Raw genomic sequence first — 15451 nt, forward strand, 5'->3', positions numbered from 1 at the left:
CTTCGCGTCGTCTTCGTTGCCTGTCATCCATACCCGAGCGCGGGCCGATCCACCGGCCAACCCGGGGTGACGAGGGCAACGCCCGACCCGTTCACCCGGTCGTGTCGAAGAGCACCGGCCAGGGCCGGGCCGCCGGCACCGGCGCGGGCGCGGGCGCGACGGGCTCGGCGTCGGCGAGCACCTCGGCGGCGAGCTGCCCGAACATCGACGCCGCCGGGTGCGCCGACCGGTCCGGCCAGGCCGCCGAGGTACGCCTGACCAGCGACGCGCCGGCGACCGGCAGCCAGGCGATCCGGGGTTCCCGACGCGCCACCGTCGCCGGTTCCACGGCCACCGCACCTCCGGCGAGCACCAGCCCGAAGAGGAACTCCGGGTTGCGGGCCGGCCGGACCCGGGCCGGCCGCCAACCCTGCTGGCGGCACACGGTCAGCAGGTGGTCGTGCCAGCCGGGCGCGGTCGCCCGGGGCGCGGTCACCAGATCCAGATCGGCAAGCGCCGCCAGCGCCACCGTACGGCCGCGGGCCAGCGGCGAGGCACGCGGCAGCAACACCCCGAGGGGTACGTCCACCGGAGTGCCGAAACGCAGCCCGTCCGCCGTCACCGGGTGGTGCACGAGCCCCACGTCGAGCGTCCGCTCGCCGAGCATCCGGGCCTGCTCGGCGGTGGTCAGCTCGTGCAGCTCCACGTCCAGGCCGGGCGCCCGGGTGGTGAGCCCGTCCAGCAGCGCGCGCAGCGTCACCGCGGGCGTCTCCGGCGGCACCCCGGCCCGGAGTACGCCCAGCTCACCCGCGCGGACCTGCCGCATCAGATGCCGCAATCGACCCGCGCCGGCGAGCAGTTCCTCCGCCTCACCGAGGAGCAGCTCACCGGCCGTGGTGAGGCGTACCTGGCGGCGGGACCTGTCGAACAGCTCGACGGTCAGCTCCCGTTCCAGGCGCTGGATCGACTGGCTCAGGGGCGGCTGGGCCATCCCGAGCAGCTCGGCGGCCCGCCCGAAGTGCAACTCGTGTGCGACCACCACGAAGTGCCGCAGGTGCCGGAGCAGATCCACGGCCGGACCCTACGCCAGCGCCGGCCCGGCGCCGCTGGATACCGTGCTGGCGTGGACGTCAGCGAGCGCATCGAGGCCATCTTCGCCGCCGTGGGGGTGACGGCCAGCCTGCACGCCGTCGACCTGGACGCCGCGGACCTGACCGTCGGCGGCGGCAGCGGCGACGGAGGCGGCGTCGGCAGCGGCGACAGCGGCGACGGCGAAGGTGTCGGCAGCGGCAGCGGCAGCGGCGGCGGCGGTCCGGAGGTCGGGGTGCGGGCCGACGAGCAGGTGGTGATCGCCTCGATCTTCAAGATCCTGTTGGTGCTGGAGTTCGCTCGGCAGGTCGAGGCCGGCCAACTGGACCCCACCGAACGGATTCTGGTCACCGCCGACGACCGGCTGGGCGGGTGGGGCCTGGCCGGCTGCGCCGACGACGCCGAGGTGTCGCTGCGCGACCTCGCGTACTTCGCCATGTCGGTCACCGACAACACGGCCGCCGACCTGCTGCTGCGCCGGGTCGGACCGGACCTGCTGCCGATGCTCGCCGCCGAGCTGGGGTTGACCCGTACCCGTGTCCTCGGCGGTCCCCGGGAACTTGTCGAGATGATGCTCACCGACGTGGGCGCGCGGACTGAGGCGGACTTCGCCCGGATCTTCCCCACGTTGTCGGCGGACCGGGTCCGGGCGATGCGGGTCTTCGACCCCGCGCGCACCACCTCCAGCACGGCCCGGGAGATCACCCGGCTGCTCACGTTGATCTGGCGGGACGAGGCCGGGCCGGCGGCGGCGTGCGCGATGGTCCGCACCTGGATGGCCCGGCAGATCTTCTGGACCCGGCTCGCCGCCGGGTTCCCGCCCGGCGTCCGGGTCTCCGGCAAGACCGGCACGCTGCCCGGCCTGCACCTGGAGGCCGGGGTCGCGGAGTACCCCGACGGCGGCCGGTACGCGATCGCCGTCTTCGCCCGCGCCGACCGGTTGGCCTCGCGCCGCATCGACGTGGACCTGGCGATGGGGGAGGCCGCCCGGACGGCGGTCGAGGCGCTGCGCGGCGACTGATTTCACACCCGCCGCAGCCTCGGCGCGCCGAGCCTGAGCTGGCCCGATATCCGGCGACGTATCGGAGCCGACCGCCTCTGATCTTGGACCGGAGCCGGGCGGCGCTGGTTGGCTCGTGCTCGACGAACCGCCCGACCATGGGGGAGCAGAACCGCATGCCCAGTCTCGACCGCCGTCGCTTCCTGCGCGACGCCGCCGCCACCACCGCACTCGTCTCCGCCGGGGGCCTCGCCGCCGCCACCCCTGCCCAGGCCGCCACCCCGGCCACGACCCCGGCCGCCGCGCCCAGCGCCCGCCGCAGGGGCGCGGTCAGCTTCCGCTGGTGGGGTACGGCCGGCTGGCGCGTCGACATCGCCGACCGCACAGTTCTCGTCGACCCGTTCCTCAGCCGGATCGACACCGGGCTGTTCACCGGGGCGTTCAGGACCGATACCCCGTTGACCGTGCGCGCCGACGTGATCGATCCGCGCGTCGACAAGGCCACGACGGTGCTCGTCACGCACACGCACTGGGACCACTTCATGGACGTGCCCCACATCGCCAAGCGCACCGGCGCACGGGTGTTCGGCACGCTCACCGCGTACCACCTGGGGTTGGCCTACGGGGTGCCGTCGACGCAGCTCAGCGCCGTCAAGGGTGGGGAGGTGCTGGACTTCGGCGACCACAGCGTCGAGGTGGTCGGCTCGCTGCACAGCCGCAACCCGTCGTACTCGGTGGCCTTTCCGGGGGTGCGGGTGACCCAGCCGCCGCAGCCGGCGACAATCGCGGACCTGCCCGAGGGCGACACGCTCGGCTACCTGCTGCGGGTCGACGGCGGCCCGTCGGTCTACTTCACCGGGGCCAGCGACGTCGCCGAACGTAACCTCACCGGGCTGGCGCCCGACGTGGCGATGGTGGCCATGCAGAGCGCCACCACCACCGGCGACTACCTGCCCCGGCTGCTGGCCGGCCTGGACTACCCGAAGGTCATCGTGCCGGTGCACTACGACAACTTCGAGACGCCGCTGGAGAACCCGCCGACGGTCGCCGAGACCGACCGCACCCGGTTGACCGAGATGATCGCGGCGGTGCGCCGGATCTCGCCGCGCAGCCGGGTGCTGGTGCCCGAGTACGAGACCGCGTACCACTTCTGAGCAGCACCGGTGGGGTCGCGAGACCGCGGCCCCACCGGGTCAGGCGGCGGCCAGCTCCGCCAGGGCGCGCACCGACTTCCAGTTGCGGGTGGTGGCCACCACGCCGAGCTTCTTCTCCAGGTACGCGTTCGTGAACTTCGACCGCCCGTAACCGCCGTCGACGAAGTGCAGGAAGACCTCCCGGCCGGTCACCGTGAACGACACGTTCTCCCCACCGGGCACGGCGAGAGCGTCCACCGTGGACTTCTTCGGCTCGGTGGCGAGGAACGCCACCAGCAACCTGGTCGGGTCGTCCTCCCGATCGGCGTACGGGTTGCCGCCGACCACCGCCGCCAACTCCCGGCCGCTGCGCACCAGCACCGGCACTTTCAGTGCCAGCTCGTCGGCGAGCGCCCGCTCGATCCCGGTGGCCAGCTTCCCCGCGTCCCGCACGGTGCTGCCGAAGGCCACGTTGCCGCTCTGCAGGTACGTCTTGACCTCCTCGTGCCCGAGGTCGGTGACGATCCGGCGCAGGTCGGCCATCGCCAGCCGGGTGGTGCCGACGTTTACCCCGCGCAGCAGGGCGACGTACCGGGTCATTGCTCCTCCTCGGGTGCGGGTCGACCGGCTCAGCGTAGGCCGCCCGGCCCCACCAGCCCCGTCTCGTAGGCGACGATGACGAGTTGCGCCCGATCCCGCACCGCCAGCTTGGTCAGCAACCGCCCGACGTGCGTCTTGACCGTCGCCGGGCTGAGGTTGAGCCGCGCGGCCAACTCCGCGTTCGACAGGCCACGGGCGATGAGCGTGAGCACCTCCCGTTCCCGCTCGGTCACCCCGTCCAGGTGGCGCGGCAACGGTCGGGTCGGCTCCGCCCGCCGGGCGAACTCGTCGATCAGCCGGCGCGTCACCGTCGGCGCGAGCAGGCCCTCACCCGCGGCGACCACCCGGATCCCGGTCAGCAGGTCCGCCGGTGGGGTGTCCTTCAGCAGGAACCCGCTGGCGCCGGCGCGCAGCGCGCCGTAGACGTACTCGTCCAGGTCGAACGTGGTCAGGATGATGACCCGGGTGTCGGCCGTCGCCGGGTCGGCGCAGATCCGCCGGGTCGCCTCGATGCCGTCCATCTCCGGCATCCGGACGTCCATCAGCACCACGTCCGGACGATGCTGGCCGGTCAACGCCACAGCTTCCACGCCGGTGCCCGCCTCGCCAACCGTTGTGCAGTCCCCGGCGAGATCGACGAGCAGCCGGAAGCTGCCGCGCAGCAGCGCCTGGTCGTCGGCGATCAGCACCCGGATCATGCGACCACCCGGTAGGGCAGGCTGGCCGTCACCGCGAAACCGCCGTCGGAACGTGGACCGGCCCGGAACTCCCCGCCGTGCAACGCCACCCGCTCCCGCATGCCGATCAACCCGTGCCCCTCGCCGCCGAGCAGGACCGGACGACGGCCGTCGTCGGTCACCTCCACCCGTACCTCGTCGGGGGTGACTGTCACCAGGGCCCGGCAGGCGGCAGGCGCCGCGTGCTTCACCACATTCGTCACCGCCTCCTGCACGATCCGGTACACCGCGAGGCCCACCGACTCGGGCACCGTACCCTCCGGTTCGTCGCGTCGGACGTCGAGCTGGACGTCGACGCCGCCGATCGCCGCCTGCCGGGCGAGCGCGGGCAGCTCGTCCAGGCCGGGCGTCGGCGCGTACGGGGTGTCCTCACGCAGGATGCCGAGCACCCGGCGGACGTCGGTGAGCGCGTTGCGGCCGGTCTCCTCGATCACCCGCAGGGCGGCGCCCGCCTCCCGGGGATCGGCCTCGGCGACGTGGTTGGCGACGGCCGCCTTCACCACGATGAGGCTCAGCGTGTGCGCCACCACGTCGTGCAGCTCGCGCGCCACCCGCAGTCGTTCCTCGGTGGCGGCCTGATGGACCCGCTGGTCACCCTGGAGGGCGGCGAGGGCGCGCCGCTCCCGAAGCAACCAGCCGATCAACCAGGCGGGCGCGATCATGACGGCCGCGTAGGCGACGCCCCCGGCCCGGGACCACAGGTCACCCGCGGTCAGCACCAGGCCGACGCTGACCAGAGCGAGACAACCGGCCGCGCAGAGCACCGACCGGCGCGTGGCCGTCGACACCGCCACCGTGTAGAAGGACAGGCCGATGGCGAACGCCGGCGCGGCGGCGGCGAAGTTGGGAATCACCCCCGTCACCAGCGACACTGTGGTGCCGCCGCTGATCACCACGGCGACGGTGATCGGCCACCGGCGTCGGACGGCCAACGGCAGCCCGAGGGCGAGCCCGGTCAGGATGGACACCCAGAGCGGCTCGCGTACGCCACCGTGCGACTCCAACGCCGCGTACGGGCAGAGGAACCCGCCGACGGCCAGGGCGAGCACGGCGTCCACCAGGTACAGGTCCACCGGCCGCAGTCGCCGGGTCAGCAGGAGGGTGGTCACCCGCCCGACGGTATCGGCCGGCCGGGCCGCCCGCGTCCACCCGTGGGTGGTCATCACCGAGGACGACGGGCGGGTGTTTCCGGGCCGCCACCTCCACCCGGAGGACTGTGGGAAAGTGCCCGCTCCGGCACGACGCGCGACACCCCGGGCAACCGGCACCGTAGCGGTCATGACCACACACACGGTGACCCTGACGGGGCTGCGCGCGGTGTACGGCGCCGGAACCCGCCGGGTGACGGCGCTCGACGGCGTGAGCACAAGCTTCGCGAGCGGCACGTTCACGGCGGTGATGGGCCCCTCCGGCTCGGGAAAGTCCACCCTGCTGCACTGCGCGGCGGGGCTGGACAGCCCGACCGAGGGGGTCGTCACGATCGACGGCACGCGCCTGAACGACCTCGGCGAAGACGAGCTGACCCGGCTGCGGCGCGACCGGATCGGTTTCGTGTTCCAGGCGTTCAACCTCGTGTCCACGCTGACCGCCGCGCAGAACGTCGAGTTGCCGTTGCGCCTGGCCGGCCGCCGCCCACCGGCCCGGGACGTGACCGCCGCGCTCGACGCCGTGGGCCTGGCCGACCGGGCCGGGCACCGGCCGAGTGAGTTGTCCGGCGGCGAGCAGCAGCGCGTCGCCGTGGCCCGCGCGTTGATCACCCGTCCGGCCGTGGTCTTCGCCGACGAGCCGACCGGCGCGCTGGACAGCGCCGCGTCCCGTCAGGTGCTCCGGCTGCTGCGCGCGCTCGTCGACGACCACGGGCAGACAGTCGTGATGGTGACCCACGATCCGGCCGCCGCCGCGTACGCCGACCGGGTCCTGTTGCTCGCCGACGGCCGCGTCGTCGACGAGCTGGACGGCGGGATCACCGCGACGGTCGTCGCCGCCCGGATCGCCGAGCGGGAGACGAGCCCGTCCGCCCACGCGCCCGCGGAGCAGTCGTGGTGAGCATCCGGCGGTCGGCCAGCGCGTTCGTGGCTGTCGCCATCGGGGTCGCGCTCGTCGCGGCGGCCACCCTGCTGCTCGCCTCCGGCCGTCCACAGGTGCCGGACCGGTTCGCGCGGGCCGCGGTCGTCGTGCAGAGCCCCGAGGCGGGCGCGTCGGCCGACTCGTTCCTGCCGACCCGGCCCTGGTCGGCCACCGCGACGGCGGGACTCGTCGACCGGCTGGCCGCCCTGCCCGGTGTCGCGGTGGCGGTGCCGGACCGGACCTTCTACGCCCAGCCGCTCATCGACGGCCGACCCTCGGGCGCCGACACCCGGCGGGAGGACGCCCACCAGGGACACGGCTGGTCCAGCGCCCGGCTGGGCGGACTGCGCCTGACGGCCGGCGGGCCGCCCACCCGGGCCGGCGAGGTGGTCGTCGACCAGGCGCTCGGACTGCGTCCCGGTGCGCCGATCACCCTGCTCACCGCGGCGGGACCGGAGCCGTACACCGTCAGTGGTCTTGTCGACGCGCCCGGCGTCCAGGTCGCGGACGAGGTGGCCGCCGCGCTCGCGCCAGGTGTCCGGGCCATCGGGCTGGTGCTCACCCCGGGGACCGATCCCGAGCGGGTCGCCGCCGCGGCGCGCGGTGTCGTCGGTCCGGACGGACGGGTGCTGACCGGCGACGCGCGTGGCGCGCTGGAGCCGCGAACCGACGCCCGCACCCGCTGGATCGGGATGCAGGTGCTCACCGCCACGGCGGCTCTCGCCGGCTTCGTCACGGTGTTCGTGGTCGCCTCCACCTTCGCGTTCACCATCGCGCAGCGCCGCCGTGAGCTGGGCCTGCTGCGCGCCGTCGGCGCCACCGGACGCCAGGTCCGGCGCATGGTGTACGCCGAGGCGCTCGTCGTCGGCGTCGCGGCGGGGGTCGTCGGGCTGCTGGTGGGCGCGGTGCTCGCCCCGCTTGTGGGTCGGCTGCTCGTCGATGTCGGCTTCGAACCAGCGACCTTCCGGGTCCGGTACAGCCCGTGGCCGATCGCGCTCTCGCTGGTCGCCGGGCCGGTGATCGCGTTGCTGGCCGTCTGGTCGGCGTCGCGCCGGGCGGCGCGGGTCCGACCGATGGAGGCGCTGCGCGAGGCGGCGGTGGAGCAGCGGCCGATCGGGCGGCTGCGGGTCGGCGCCGGCGCGCTGCTCGTCGCGGCGGGGATCGCCCTCAGCGTCGGGACGGCGACCGCCGACGAGGCTCGCATCGCGGCCCAGTACGCCCTGTACGCGGTGATGGCCCTGGTGGCCGGTGCCACGGTGCTCTCCCCGGCGGTGGTCGGGCCGGTGGTGCGGCTGCTGCGCTCTCCGATCCGGCGGCGTGGTGGCGCGATCGGGATGCTGGTCCGGGGCGGGGCGCTGACCGCGACCCGGCGGACCGCGTCCACGGCTGCCCCGGTGCTGCTCACCATCGCCTTCGCGGTGCTGGTGTCCGGGATGGTGCGGACCACCACGGCCGCGTACGCGGCAGGTCGGGCGGACAACGTGAACGCCGGCTGGATCGTGCTGCCCGACCGGGCGCCGGGCCTGTCGGACCAGGCGGTCGCCGCGACAGGTGGCACCGCCCTCCTGCCGACCACCGTCTTCCGTACCGACCCCGCGACGGTGCCGGCGGACCAGCCACTGACCGCGCTCGGTGTGGACCCGGTCGGCTTCGCCGCCGCGAACCGGGCGCTGACAGTCGTCGCCGGCTCGCTCGACGACCTGCGCGGCGACGACACGGTGGTGGTGACCGCCGCGGCGAACCTGCGGCCGTCCGAGCCGTACGCGGTGGTCTTCGCCGACGGGGAACTGGTGTCGCTGCGCGTCGTCGCCGTGGTCACCGACGACTCGCTCCCCGGCGATCTGCTCGTGCCCCGCGCGGTGGTGCGTACGCACGACCCGTCGGCCCTGACGTCCACGGTGTACGTCCGGGACCGGATCGATCCTCCGGTCGGCGCGCGGGTCGTCGACGTCGCCACCTGGGCGGCCGAGGCCGACGCCGCGGAGGACCGCCTCGTCTGGCTCTTCACGCTGCTGCTGATCGGTGTGTCGGCCGGCTACGGGGCCATCGCGGTGGCCAACACGGTGTTGCTGGCCGCTGCCGGCAGGGCCGCCGACCTGCGGCTGATCCGCCTGGCCGGGGCGACCCGGCGGCAGGTCATCTGGTTGGTCACGGCCGAGTCCGCCCTGGTGGTGCTGATCGGCGCGCTGCTCGGTGGGACCGTCGCCTTCGTCGGTCTGCTCAGCATCCGCGCCGGCCTCGCCGAGCAGGTCGGCGCGCCCGTCGACCTGGTGGTGCCGTGGCCGGTGATCGCCGGGGCGGTGGGGCTGTGCCTGCTGCTCGCCGCGTTGGCCAGCATCCTGCCGACGTGGCGGCTGCTGCGGCACCGCCCCGCACGGTCACCTGTCGGCCTCGCCGGATGACGGCGGCACCGGCCCGCGCGGGCACCGGTCGGCACCGCACGGCGTCCCCGCCCCCGGTCCCCGGTCGGCACCGCGCGGCGTCCCCGCCCCCGGTCCCTGGTCGGCACCGCGCGGCGTCCCCGCCCCCGGTCCCTGGTCGGCACCGCGCGGCGTCCCCGCCCCCCGGGAGAGCGACCGGGCCGCTACCGTCCACGGATGCGATCCGCGCGGCCGCTCGGGCTGCTGCTCTCCTGCGCCGCCGTCGTGCTCTGGGCGTTCGGCGTGACCGTGCTGCAACCGCTTACCGAGCCGATCGGCCCGTGGTCGGAGCGCCTGCCCGGCAACAACACCTACTGGGCGCGCGACCTGCGGTTCATGGCGATCATGGCGGTGGCGCTCGGGCTGGTGCTGGCCGGTCGGGGTCTTCGGCACTGGAGCCGGACGGCCGTGGTGCTCGGTGGTCTGTGGGTTGCCGCCGACCTCGCGATCGACCGGGTCGATCCGATCGGCGTCCAGGCGACGGTGCTGCTCGCCGTCGGCGGTTGTGCGGTTCTCGGGGTGCTGACGGTGGCCCTGGTGGGCTGGGAACGCGGCCTGCCCCCGGCCGTCGATCGGAAGGTCGTGACCGGCGCGGCGTGTGTGGCCGGGGTGCTGACGATCGTGGCGGCCGGCATCGAGTCGCCCACGGACCGGGAGCCGGAGTTGAACCAGGGCGCCCTGGCCACCGCGACGCTGCTTGTCGTCCTGACCGTCGCTGCCGCGCTGGCGGCGGCCCCGGCGCGGTCGGGGCCCCGCGTCGGGCTGGCGGCCGGCCTCACCGTCGCGGCGCTGCTCGGCGTGGGGCTGGTACGTTCCGTCCCGCCCGAGTCGCGACTGCTGCCGGAGATGGCCCTCGGGGCGGTGCTGCTCACCGGGGTCACCCTGCTGGCCTGGGACTGGCCGGGCGGTCGGCCGAGCTGGCGGCACCACGCTCTGGCCGCCCTCGCGGCGCTGGCGGGACCTGTGGCCTTCCTCCTGGTCACGGCCCTTCCCATGCTGGTCCTGCTGCCGATCGGGGCGACGTTCACCGCGCTGGCCGGCAACAGCCCGATCAGCTCGGCCGACTCCGACCTGCTGGTCTCGCTGTGCGGGCTGCTCTCCGGACTCGGGATGGCCCTGTTGCTGGCCTGGCCGACCACCGACAACCGGCCGGTAGTCCGGACAACCGGCCGGTAGTCCGGACAACCGGCCGGTAGCCCGGACAACCGGCCGGTGGCCCGGACGGCCGCCGGCGGCTCACTCGACGACCGGCAGCACGACCTCGTTGCGGCGCAGGAACCACGGCTTCCACGGCAGGTCGAAGCGCACGTACCGGATCGCGCCTGTCGGTTGCAGCCCGGCCGCGGTGACCGAGCGGCCGAGCATGGTGGCGCGTTGGCTGAACGCCTGCTCCGTCCACCGCCCGGAGAACCGCATCGCCGCCGCCAGTTGTGCCGGCACCTCGCGGGTCCGCACCCTCGGGTCGACAGGTTCGGGAAGGGTGGCGGCGGTGAAGGCGACAGGCATCACGAACTGGATCAGGTACGCCCCCGGCCGCTCACCCTCCACCTGGACCACCGGAACGGTCATCGCGATCTTCTCCGAGCCGCTGGCCGCGGGCAGCGCCGGCGCGGCAGTCCCGATCGGGTGCCGGGCGCGGTTGGCGCCGCCGAGGTACGCGGCCAGCGGCCGGAACGCCTCGATCGGCGCCCGGCTGAACGACGCCTGGATCTGCATCTCGGCCACCAGGTGGGCCGGATACCGACGCAGCTCGAAGCCGGGGTGTCGGGACACCACCCGGTACGGCTGCTGTTCGGTCATCGCGCGGCTCCCAGGGTCTCCTGGGACAGACGCTACCGCTCGTCCGGCTCCCGCTCGGCCGAAGTCGGCTGCTCGGACCCGGCGGCGACGGCCCGCGGGGTCAACCGCCAGTACTGCCGCTTGCTCTCGTCGCGCAGCACCACCCCGAGCCGGCCCACCTCGCGGCGCAGTTCCCGGGCGTCGTCGCGGCGGTCCCGCTCGATCGCACGTTCGCGGGCGCGCAGCAGCGCGTCCGCGCCGGCGGGCAGACCGGGCAGGTCGGGCACCCACAGCCGGTACGCCGACCGGTGCGGGTCGTCGTCCGCCCAACCCCAGCCGTGGGTGCGGAACGCCTCGGCCAGTGTGGCGGCCGGCAGGTCCGTCGACTCCCGGACCAGTTCCGCGCCGTCGCCGTCGAGCAGCACCAGGTGCTTGTCGGCGAGGAAGACCATCCGGGCGTCGGCCCGCGCGACCGTCTGGTCCTGGCCGGAGCGGCGCAGTCGGACCTGCGCCGCGTCGACGGTGACGATCAGTCGTTCGGCGGTGCCGATCCCGGCGACGACCAGGCCGGCCAGGACGCCCACCGCGACCGCGCCGGCGGTGGCCTGCGGCTCGGGCAGCCGGTCCAGCCACTCGACCAGGTCACCGAACGGCACCCAGGGCAACCGGGCGAGCCAACCGGTCGTCGCCGCGAGGAGCCATCCGAGGCCCGCGCCGACAAGCGGGAAGCCGCCCCACATGACGGCCAGCTCTGTCGCGCCGCCGCTGACGACGGTGCGTGGTCGATTGCCGGCCATGTCCATGGTCAGGACACCTCGCGGCGCAGCGTCCGGAACAGACCGGCGGCCAGCGGAAGGACCATCCAGGCCAGCAGGGACACCACGATCCGCCCCCACTGCCCGCCGGTGACGGCGTCGCTGCTGAACAACGGTTCCATCGTCTTGCTGGTGTCCAACCACTCGGACGGACCGCGCAGCGGCTTGACCATCTCGCCGAGCACTCCCCAGAGGGTGGGCAGCAGGAAGTAGCCGACGATCGCCAACGGCGGGTTGAGCAGCAGCAGGCCGAAGGCCGCGCCCATCAACACGCTTGTGACCTGGATGACCACCGCGTTCAGCAGCAGCGACCAGTCGAACGCCCAGGTGCCCGCGCCACCGGTGGCGGACGCCACGAGCGTGCCGACGGCGGCGAAGACGAGGCTGGCCAGCACCGAGGCGAGCGCGGTCAGCATCACGGCGATCAGTTTAGCGACGACCACCCGTTCCCGGCGGGGCACCAGGGCGTAGGTGGTGAGGGCTGTCCGCTGCGACCACTCGCTGGTGATCGACAGGATGCCGAGCACCGGCAGCAGCACCGACACCGGCAGCAGCGAGGGGACGAAGAAGTTGAGGAAGGTCTGTTCGGCGTCCTTCGAATAGATCAGTTGCAGGGTGACGATCAGGGCGGTGGCCAGGCCGATGGTGATCAGCAGCCAACGGCCGGCCCGGGTGTCGACGAGCTTGCGCACCTCCACGGCGGAGAGCCGGAGCAGCGACGGACGGCGTACCGGGCTGTGGTGCCGGGGCGCGACGGCGCCGGCGGCGGGCGCGGTGGTGGTGGTCATCGGACGGCCTCCTTGGTGGATTCGCCGGCGGTCAGGGTGAGGAAGAGCTGTTCGAGGCCACCGCCGCTGGCGGGCCGCAGCTCGGCCAGCGCGACGCCGGCATCGGCGGCGGCCTGGCCGACCGCCTCGGCGTCGGCCTGCACGAGCAGCCCCTCGGAGCTGTCGGCGGCGCTCAACCCGGCCGTCTCCAGCGCCCGGCGCAGCGCCGCGTCGTCGCGGGCCCGGACCACGGTGCCGCCACCGGCCAGCAGCTCGTTCTTGTTGCCCTGGGCCACGATCCGGCCGCCCCCGATCACCACCAGCCGATCCGCGACCGCCTCCACCTCGCGCAGCAGGTGGGAGGAGAGCAGCACGGTGCCGCCCCGGTCGGCGAAGTCGCGCAGCAGGCCGCGCATCCAGAAGATCCCCTCCGGGTCCAGGCCGTTGGCCGGCTCGTCGAGGATCAGCACCCGAGGGTCGCCGAGCAGCGCCTGTGCCAGCCCGAGCCGCTGGCGCATGCCCAACGAGTACGCCCGTACCCGACGCTTCGCCGCCACCGCGTTCAACCCGACCAGGTCCAGCTTCGCGGCGACCTCACGCCGGTCCAGACCCATCGTGTACGCGGACAGCGTCAACGCCTCGCGGCCGGTGCGCCCGGCGTGCTGGGCGGAGGCGTCCAGCAGCACGCCGACCTCCCGCCCCGGGTTGGGCAGCTCCCGGTACGGGTGTCCGGAGACGGTGGCGCGGCCGGCGCTCGGCGCGGTGAGCCCGCAGATCATCCGCATGGTGGTGGACTTGCCGGCGCCGTTGGGGCCGAGGAAGCCGGTGACGGTGCCCGGCTCGCACTGGAACGACACGTCGTCCACGGCCGGGTGTGGCCCATATCGCTTGGTGAGGTTCTCTACCGTGATCATGCGGATGAGCCTGCCCGCGCCGCCCGGCCATCCGCTGCGGCCACCGGTCGGTGCCGCGTCGACCTTGGTCGAGGAAGGGGTCTCGACTTTGGTAGCTGGTCGTGGTGCCCGTCGGCTGCCTAGCATGGGGCCGTGACCAGCCTCGCCGTCCCGGAGCACCCCTGGCTGCTGCCGGGGGAGCTGGTGGTGCCGGCTGACCACGGGCGTGGGCGTCCGCGCCGCACCACCCGCGACTGGATCGTGGACAGCGTCGCGTTCCTGGTCTGCCTGCTCTGGGTGTTGTTCGCCACCGCCGATGCCCTGGAGCCCCACCCGACGATCGCCCTCCCGCTGCCGCATGGCTGGATGACCGCCGCGGACGCGCTGCTCGGGCTGGTCTGCTGCGGGCTGCTCTGGCTGCGCCGCCGTTGGCCGCTCGGGCTGCTGGTGGCCACGACGCCACTGTCGCTGTTCTCGATTGCCTCGGCCATCCCACTGTTGATCTTCTACTTCACGGTGGTGGTCCACCGGCGGACCGCCATCGCGATCGCGGTCACCGGCGCCGGCCTCGTCACCAACCTGGTCTTCAGTTGGCTGCGTCCGGACCCGAACATGTCGTACTGGGCCACCGCGTCGTGGGGCGTGGTGCTCAGCTTCGCCGTGCTGGCCTGGGGGATGTTCGTCCGGGCTCGCCGGCAGTTGATCGTGTCGCTGCGCGAGCGCGCCGAGCGGGCCGAGGCCGAACAGCAGCTCCGCGTCGCCCAGGCCCGCCACCTCGAACGCACCCGGATCGCCCGGGAGATGCACGACGTGCTGGCGCACCGGATCTCGCTGCTCAGCCTGCACGCGGGCGCGCTGGAGTTCCGCCCGGACGCACCGCCCGACGAGGTGGCCCGTGCCGCCGGGGTGATCCGGGGCAGCGCGCACGCCGCCCTCCAGGACCTGCGGGAGGTGATCGGGGTGTTGCGAGCCTCGGGCAGCACCGACGGCGATGCCCCGGAGCCACCCCAGCCGACCCTCGCCGACCTGCCGGCCCTGATCGCCGAATCGCGCTCGGCCGGCGTCAACGTCAACGTCAGCGACATCGTCGACCGGTCGGGGGAGGTGCCGGCGGCGCTGGGCCGGGCCGCGTACCGGATCGTGCAGGAGGGGCTGACAAACGCCCGCAAGCACGCGGCCGGCGCGGCCGTCACCGTGGACGTGGCCGGCGGGCCGGGCAACGGGCTGACCGTGGCGATCGGCAACCGGTGGCCGGTCGGCACACCGGCCGGCGGCACACTGCCGGGTGCCGGCACCGGCCTGGTGGGCATCAGTGAACGGGTCACCCTGGCCGGCGGTCGGCTGGCCTACGGTCGGGACGACGCGGGCGACTTCCGGCTGGCCGCCTGGCTGCCGTGGCCGGCGTGACGGGGCCGTCGGGCGTGGCTGGCCCGTCAGGTGTGACGGGCCCCTCGGGTGTGGCCGGGCCGTCGGGGCCGGAGTCGGTCGTGCCGTCGGTGCGCGTGCTGATCGTCGACGACGACGCCCTGGTCCGGGCCGGCCTCTCGATGATCCTCGGCGGCCTGCCGGACCTGACGGTGGTCGGCGAGGCGGCCGACGGCAGCGAGGTCCCGGCCGCCGTCGCCGCGTACGCCCCGGACGTGGTGCTGATGGACATCCGGATGCCACGGGTGGACGGGCTGACCGCCACCGAGGCGCTGCGCGCCCAGCCGCACCCGCCGGAGGTGCTGGTGCTGACCACGTTCGACGCCGACGAGCAGGTGCTGCGGGCGCTGCGCGCCGGGGCTGCCGGTTTCCTGCTCAAGGACACCCCGCCGGCGGAGATCGTGCACGCCGTGCGACGGGTGGCGGCCGGGGAGGCGACGCTCTCCCCGACGGTGACCCGGACGCTTATCGCCCACGTGACCGCCGCCACTCCCGGCCCGGTCGGCCCGGACCCGCGCCGGGAGCGGGCGCTGCGGTTGCTCACCGGGCTCAGTGAACGGGAGCGGCAGGTGGCGGTCGCCCTGGGGCGGGGGCAGACCAACGCGGAGATCGCGGGGGAGCTGTTCATGAGCGTGGCGACGGTGAAGGCGTACGTCTCCCGGCTGTTGACCCGGCTCGACCTGAACAACCGGGTCCAGGTGGCCCTGCTCGTGCACGACGCCGGCCTGGTCTGAGCCTGCCGCCGGT

15 protein-coding genes are annotated in these 15451 nt (G+C 74.2%); 7 read left to right on the top strand and 8 right to left on the bottom strand.

The window, feature by feature from the left end; translation table 11 throughout:
• Nucleotides 1-91 precede the first annotated feature (91 nt).
• Nucleotides 92-1051 (bottom strand): LysR family transcriptional regulator, encoded by a 960-nt coding sequence (locus tag ACGFH8_RS13650; RefSeq protein WP_393366865.1) that lies wholly within the window; start codon nucleotides 1049-1051, stop codon nucleotides 92-94.
• A 51-nt stretch (nucleotides 1052-1102) separates the two neighbouring features.
• Between ACGFH8_RS13650 and ACGFH8_RS13655 the strand changes: the two genes are divergently transcribed.
• Together ACGFH8_RS13655 and ACGFH8_RS13660 are read left to right on the top strand one after the other, a co-directional pair.
• Nucleotides 1103-2089 (top strand): serine hydrolase, encoded by a 987-nt coding sequence (locus tag ACGFH8_RS13655; RefSeq protein WP_393366867.1) that lies wholly within the window; start codon nucleotides 1103-1105, stop codon nucleotides 2087-2089.
• A 155-nt stretch (nucleotides 2090-2244) separates the two neighbouring features.
• Nucleotides 2245-3222 (top strand): MBL fold metallo-hydrolase, encoded by a 978-nt coding sequence (locus ACGFH8_RS13660; RefSeq protein ID WP_393366868.1) that lies wholly within the window; start codon nucleotides 2245-2247, stop codon nucleotides 3220-3222.
• Between the two features lie 39 nt (nucleotides 3223-3261).
• Here the strand turns inward: ACGFH8_RS13660 and ACGFH8_RS13665 are convergent, their stop codons facing one another.
• The 3 genes from ACGFH8_RS13665 to ACGFH8_RS13675 are packed head-to-tail and all read right to left on the bottom strand — an operon-like array spanning nucleotide 3262 to nucleotide 5647.
• Entirely contained in the window at nucleotides 3262-3801 is a 540-nt protein-coding gene (locus ACGFH8_RS13665) for a DUF1697 domain-containing protein (protein ID WP_393366869.1), read from the bottom strand.
• A gap of 29 nt (nucleotides 3802-3830) precedes the next feature.
• Nucleotides 3831-4499, bottom strand: coding sequence for a response regulator (locus tag ACGFH8_RS13670; RefSeq protein ID WP_393366871.1), 669 nt, complete (start codon nucleotides 4497-4499; stop codon nucleotides 3831-3833).
• A complete protein-coding gene (locus tag ACGFH8_RS13675) occupies nucleotides 4496-5647 on the bottom strand; it encodes a sensor histidine kinase (RefSeq protein WP_393366873.1) in 1152 nt (383 codons plus the stop codon). The genes ACGFH8_RS13670 and ACGFH8_RS13675 overlap by 4 nt, the downstream gene beginning before the upstream one ends.
• A gap of 169 nt (nucleotides 5648-5816) precedes the next feature.
• Here ACGFH8_RS13675 and ACGFH8_RS13680 point away from each other — a divergent pair, with 169 nt between their 5' ends.
• From ACGFH8_RS13680 to ACGFH8_RS13690, 3 genes are all read left to right on the top strand, one after another.
• Nucleotides 5817-6584: an ABC transporter ATP-binding protein gene (locus ACGFH8_RS13680; protein WP_393366875.1), complete on the top strand. Its 768-nt coding sequence runs from the start codon at nucleotides 5817-5819 to the stop codon at nucleotides 6582-6584.
• The gene (locus ACGFH8_RS13685; RefSeq protein WP_393366877.1) at nucleotides 6578-9007 is read left to right on the top strand and encodes an FtsX-like permease family protein; all 2430 of its coding nucleotides are present in this window, start codon (nucleotides 6578-6580) and stop codon (nucleotides 9005-9007) included. Before ACGFH8_RS13680 ends, ACGFH8_RS13685 begins: the two co-directional genes overlap by 7 nt.
• Nucleotides 9008-9202: 195 nt before the next feature.
• Nucleotides 9203-10201, top strand: coding sequence for a hypothetical protein (locus tag ACGFH8_RS13690; RefSeq protein ID WP_393366879.1), 999 nt, complete (start codon nucleotides 9203-9205; stop codon nucleotides 10199-10201).
• A gap of 60 nt (nucleotides 10202-10261) precedes the next feature.
• Here the strand turns inward: ACGFH8_RS13690 and ACGFH8_RS13695 are convergent, their stop codons facing one another.
• From ACGFH8_RS13695 to ACGFH8_RS13710, 4 genes are read right to left on the bottom strand one after another with little or no spacing between them, the layout of a single operon-like run.
• A complete protein-coding gene (locus ACGFH8_RS13695) occupies nucleotides 10262-10825 on the bottom strand; it encodes an SOUL family heme-binding protein (RefSeq protein WP_393366881.1) in 564 nt (187 codons plus the stop codon).
• A gap of 32 nt (nucleotides 10826-10857) precedes the next feature.
• On the bottom strand, nucleotides 10858-11607 hold the full coding sequence (locus ACGFH8_RS13700; protein ID WP_393366883.1) for a hypothetical protein: 750 nt from the start codon (nucleotides 11605-11607) through the stop codon (nucleotides 10858-10860).
• Nucleotides 11608-11609: 2 nt separating this feature from the next.
• Complete coding sequence (locus tag ACGFH8_RS13705) at nucleotides 11610-12407, bottom strand: ABC transporter permease (protein WP_393366885.1); 798 nt, start codon at nucleotides 12405-12407, stop codon at nucleotides 11610-11612.
• Nucleotides 12404-13300 carry an ABC transporter ATP-binding protein gene (locus tag ACGFH8_RS13710; protein WP_393366886.1) on the bottom strand — a complete coding sequence of 299 codons (897 nt, stop codon included), beginning with the start codon at nucleotides 13298-13300 and terminating at the stop codon, nucleotides 12404-12406. Before ACGFH8_RS13710 ends, ACGFH8_RS13705 begins: the two co-directional genes overlap by 4 nt.
• A gap of 132 nt (nucleotides 13301-13432) precedes the next feature.
• On the opposite strand from ACGFH8_RS13710, the gene ACGFH8_RS13715 reads away from it, so the two are divergent.
• Together ACGFH8_RS13715 and ACGFH8_RS13720 are read left to right on the top strand one after the other, a co-directional pair.
• The gene (locus tag ACGFH8_RS13715; protein WP_393366888.1) at nucleotides 13433-14686 is read left to right on the top strand and encodes a sensor histidine kinase; all 1254 of its coding nucleotides are present in this window, start codon (nucleotides 13433-13435) and stop codon (nucleotides 14684-14686) included.
• Nucleotides 14665-15438 (top strand): response regulator, encoded by a 774-nt coding sequence (locus tag ACGFH8_RS13720; RefSeq protein WP_393367107.1) that lies wholly within the window; start codon nucleotides 14665-14667, stop codon nucleotides 15436-15438. Before ACGFH8_RS13715 ends, ACGFH8_RS13720 begins: the two co-directional genes overlap by 22 nt.
• Nucleotides 15439-15451 lie beyond the last annotated feature (13 nt).

Source organism: Micromonospora sp. NPDC049175 (assembly GCF_043197345.1).
GTDB lineage: Bacteria > Actinomycetota > Actinomycetes > Mycobacteriales > Micromonosporaceae > Micromonospora.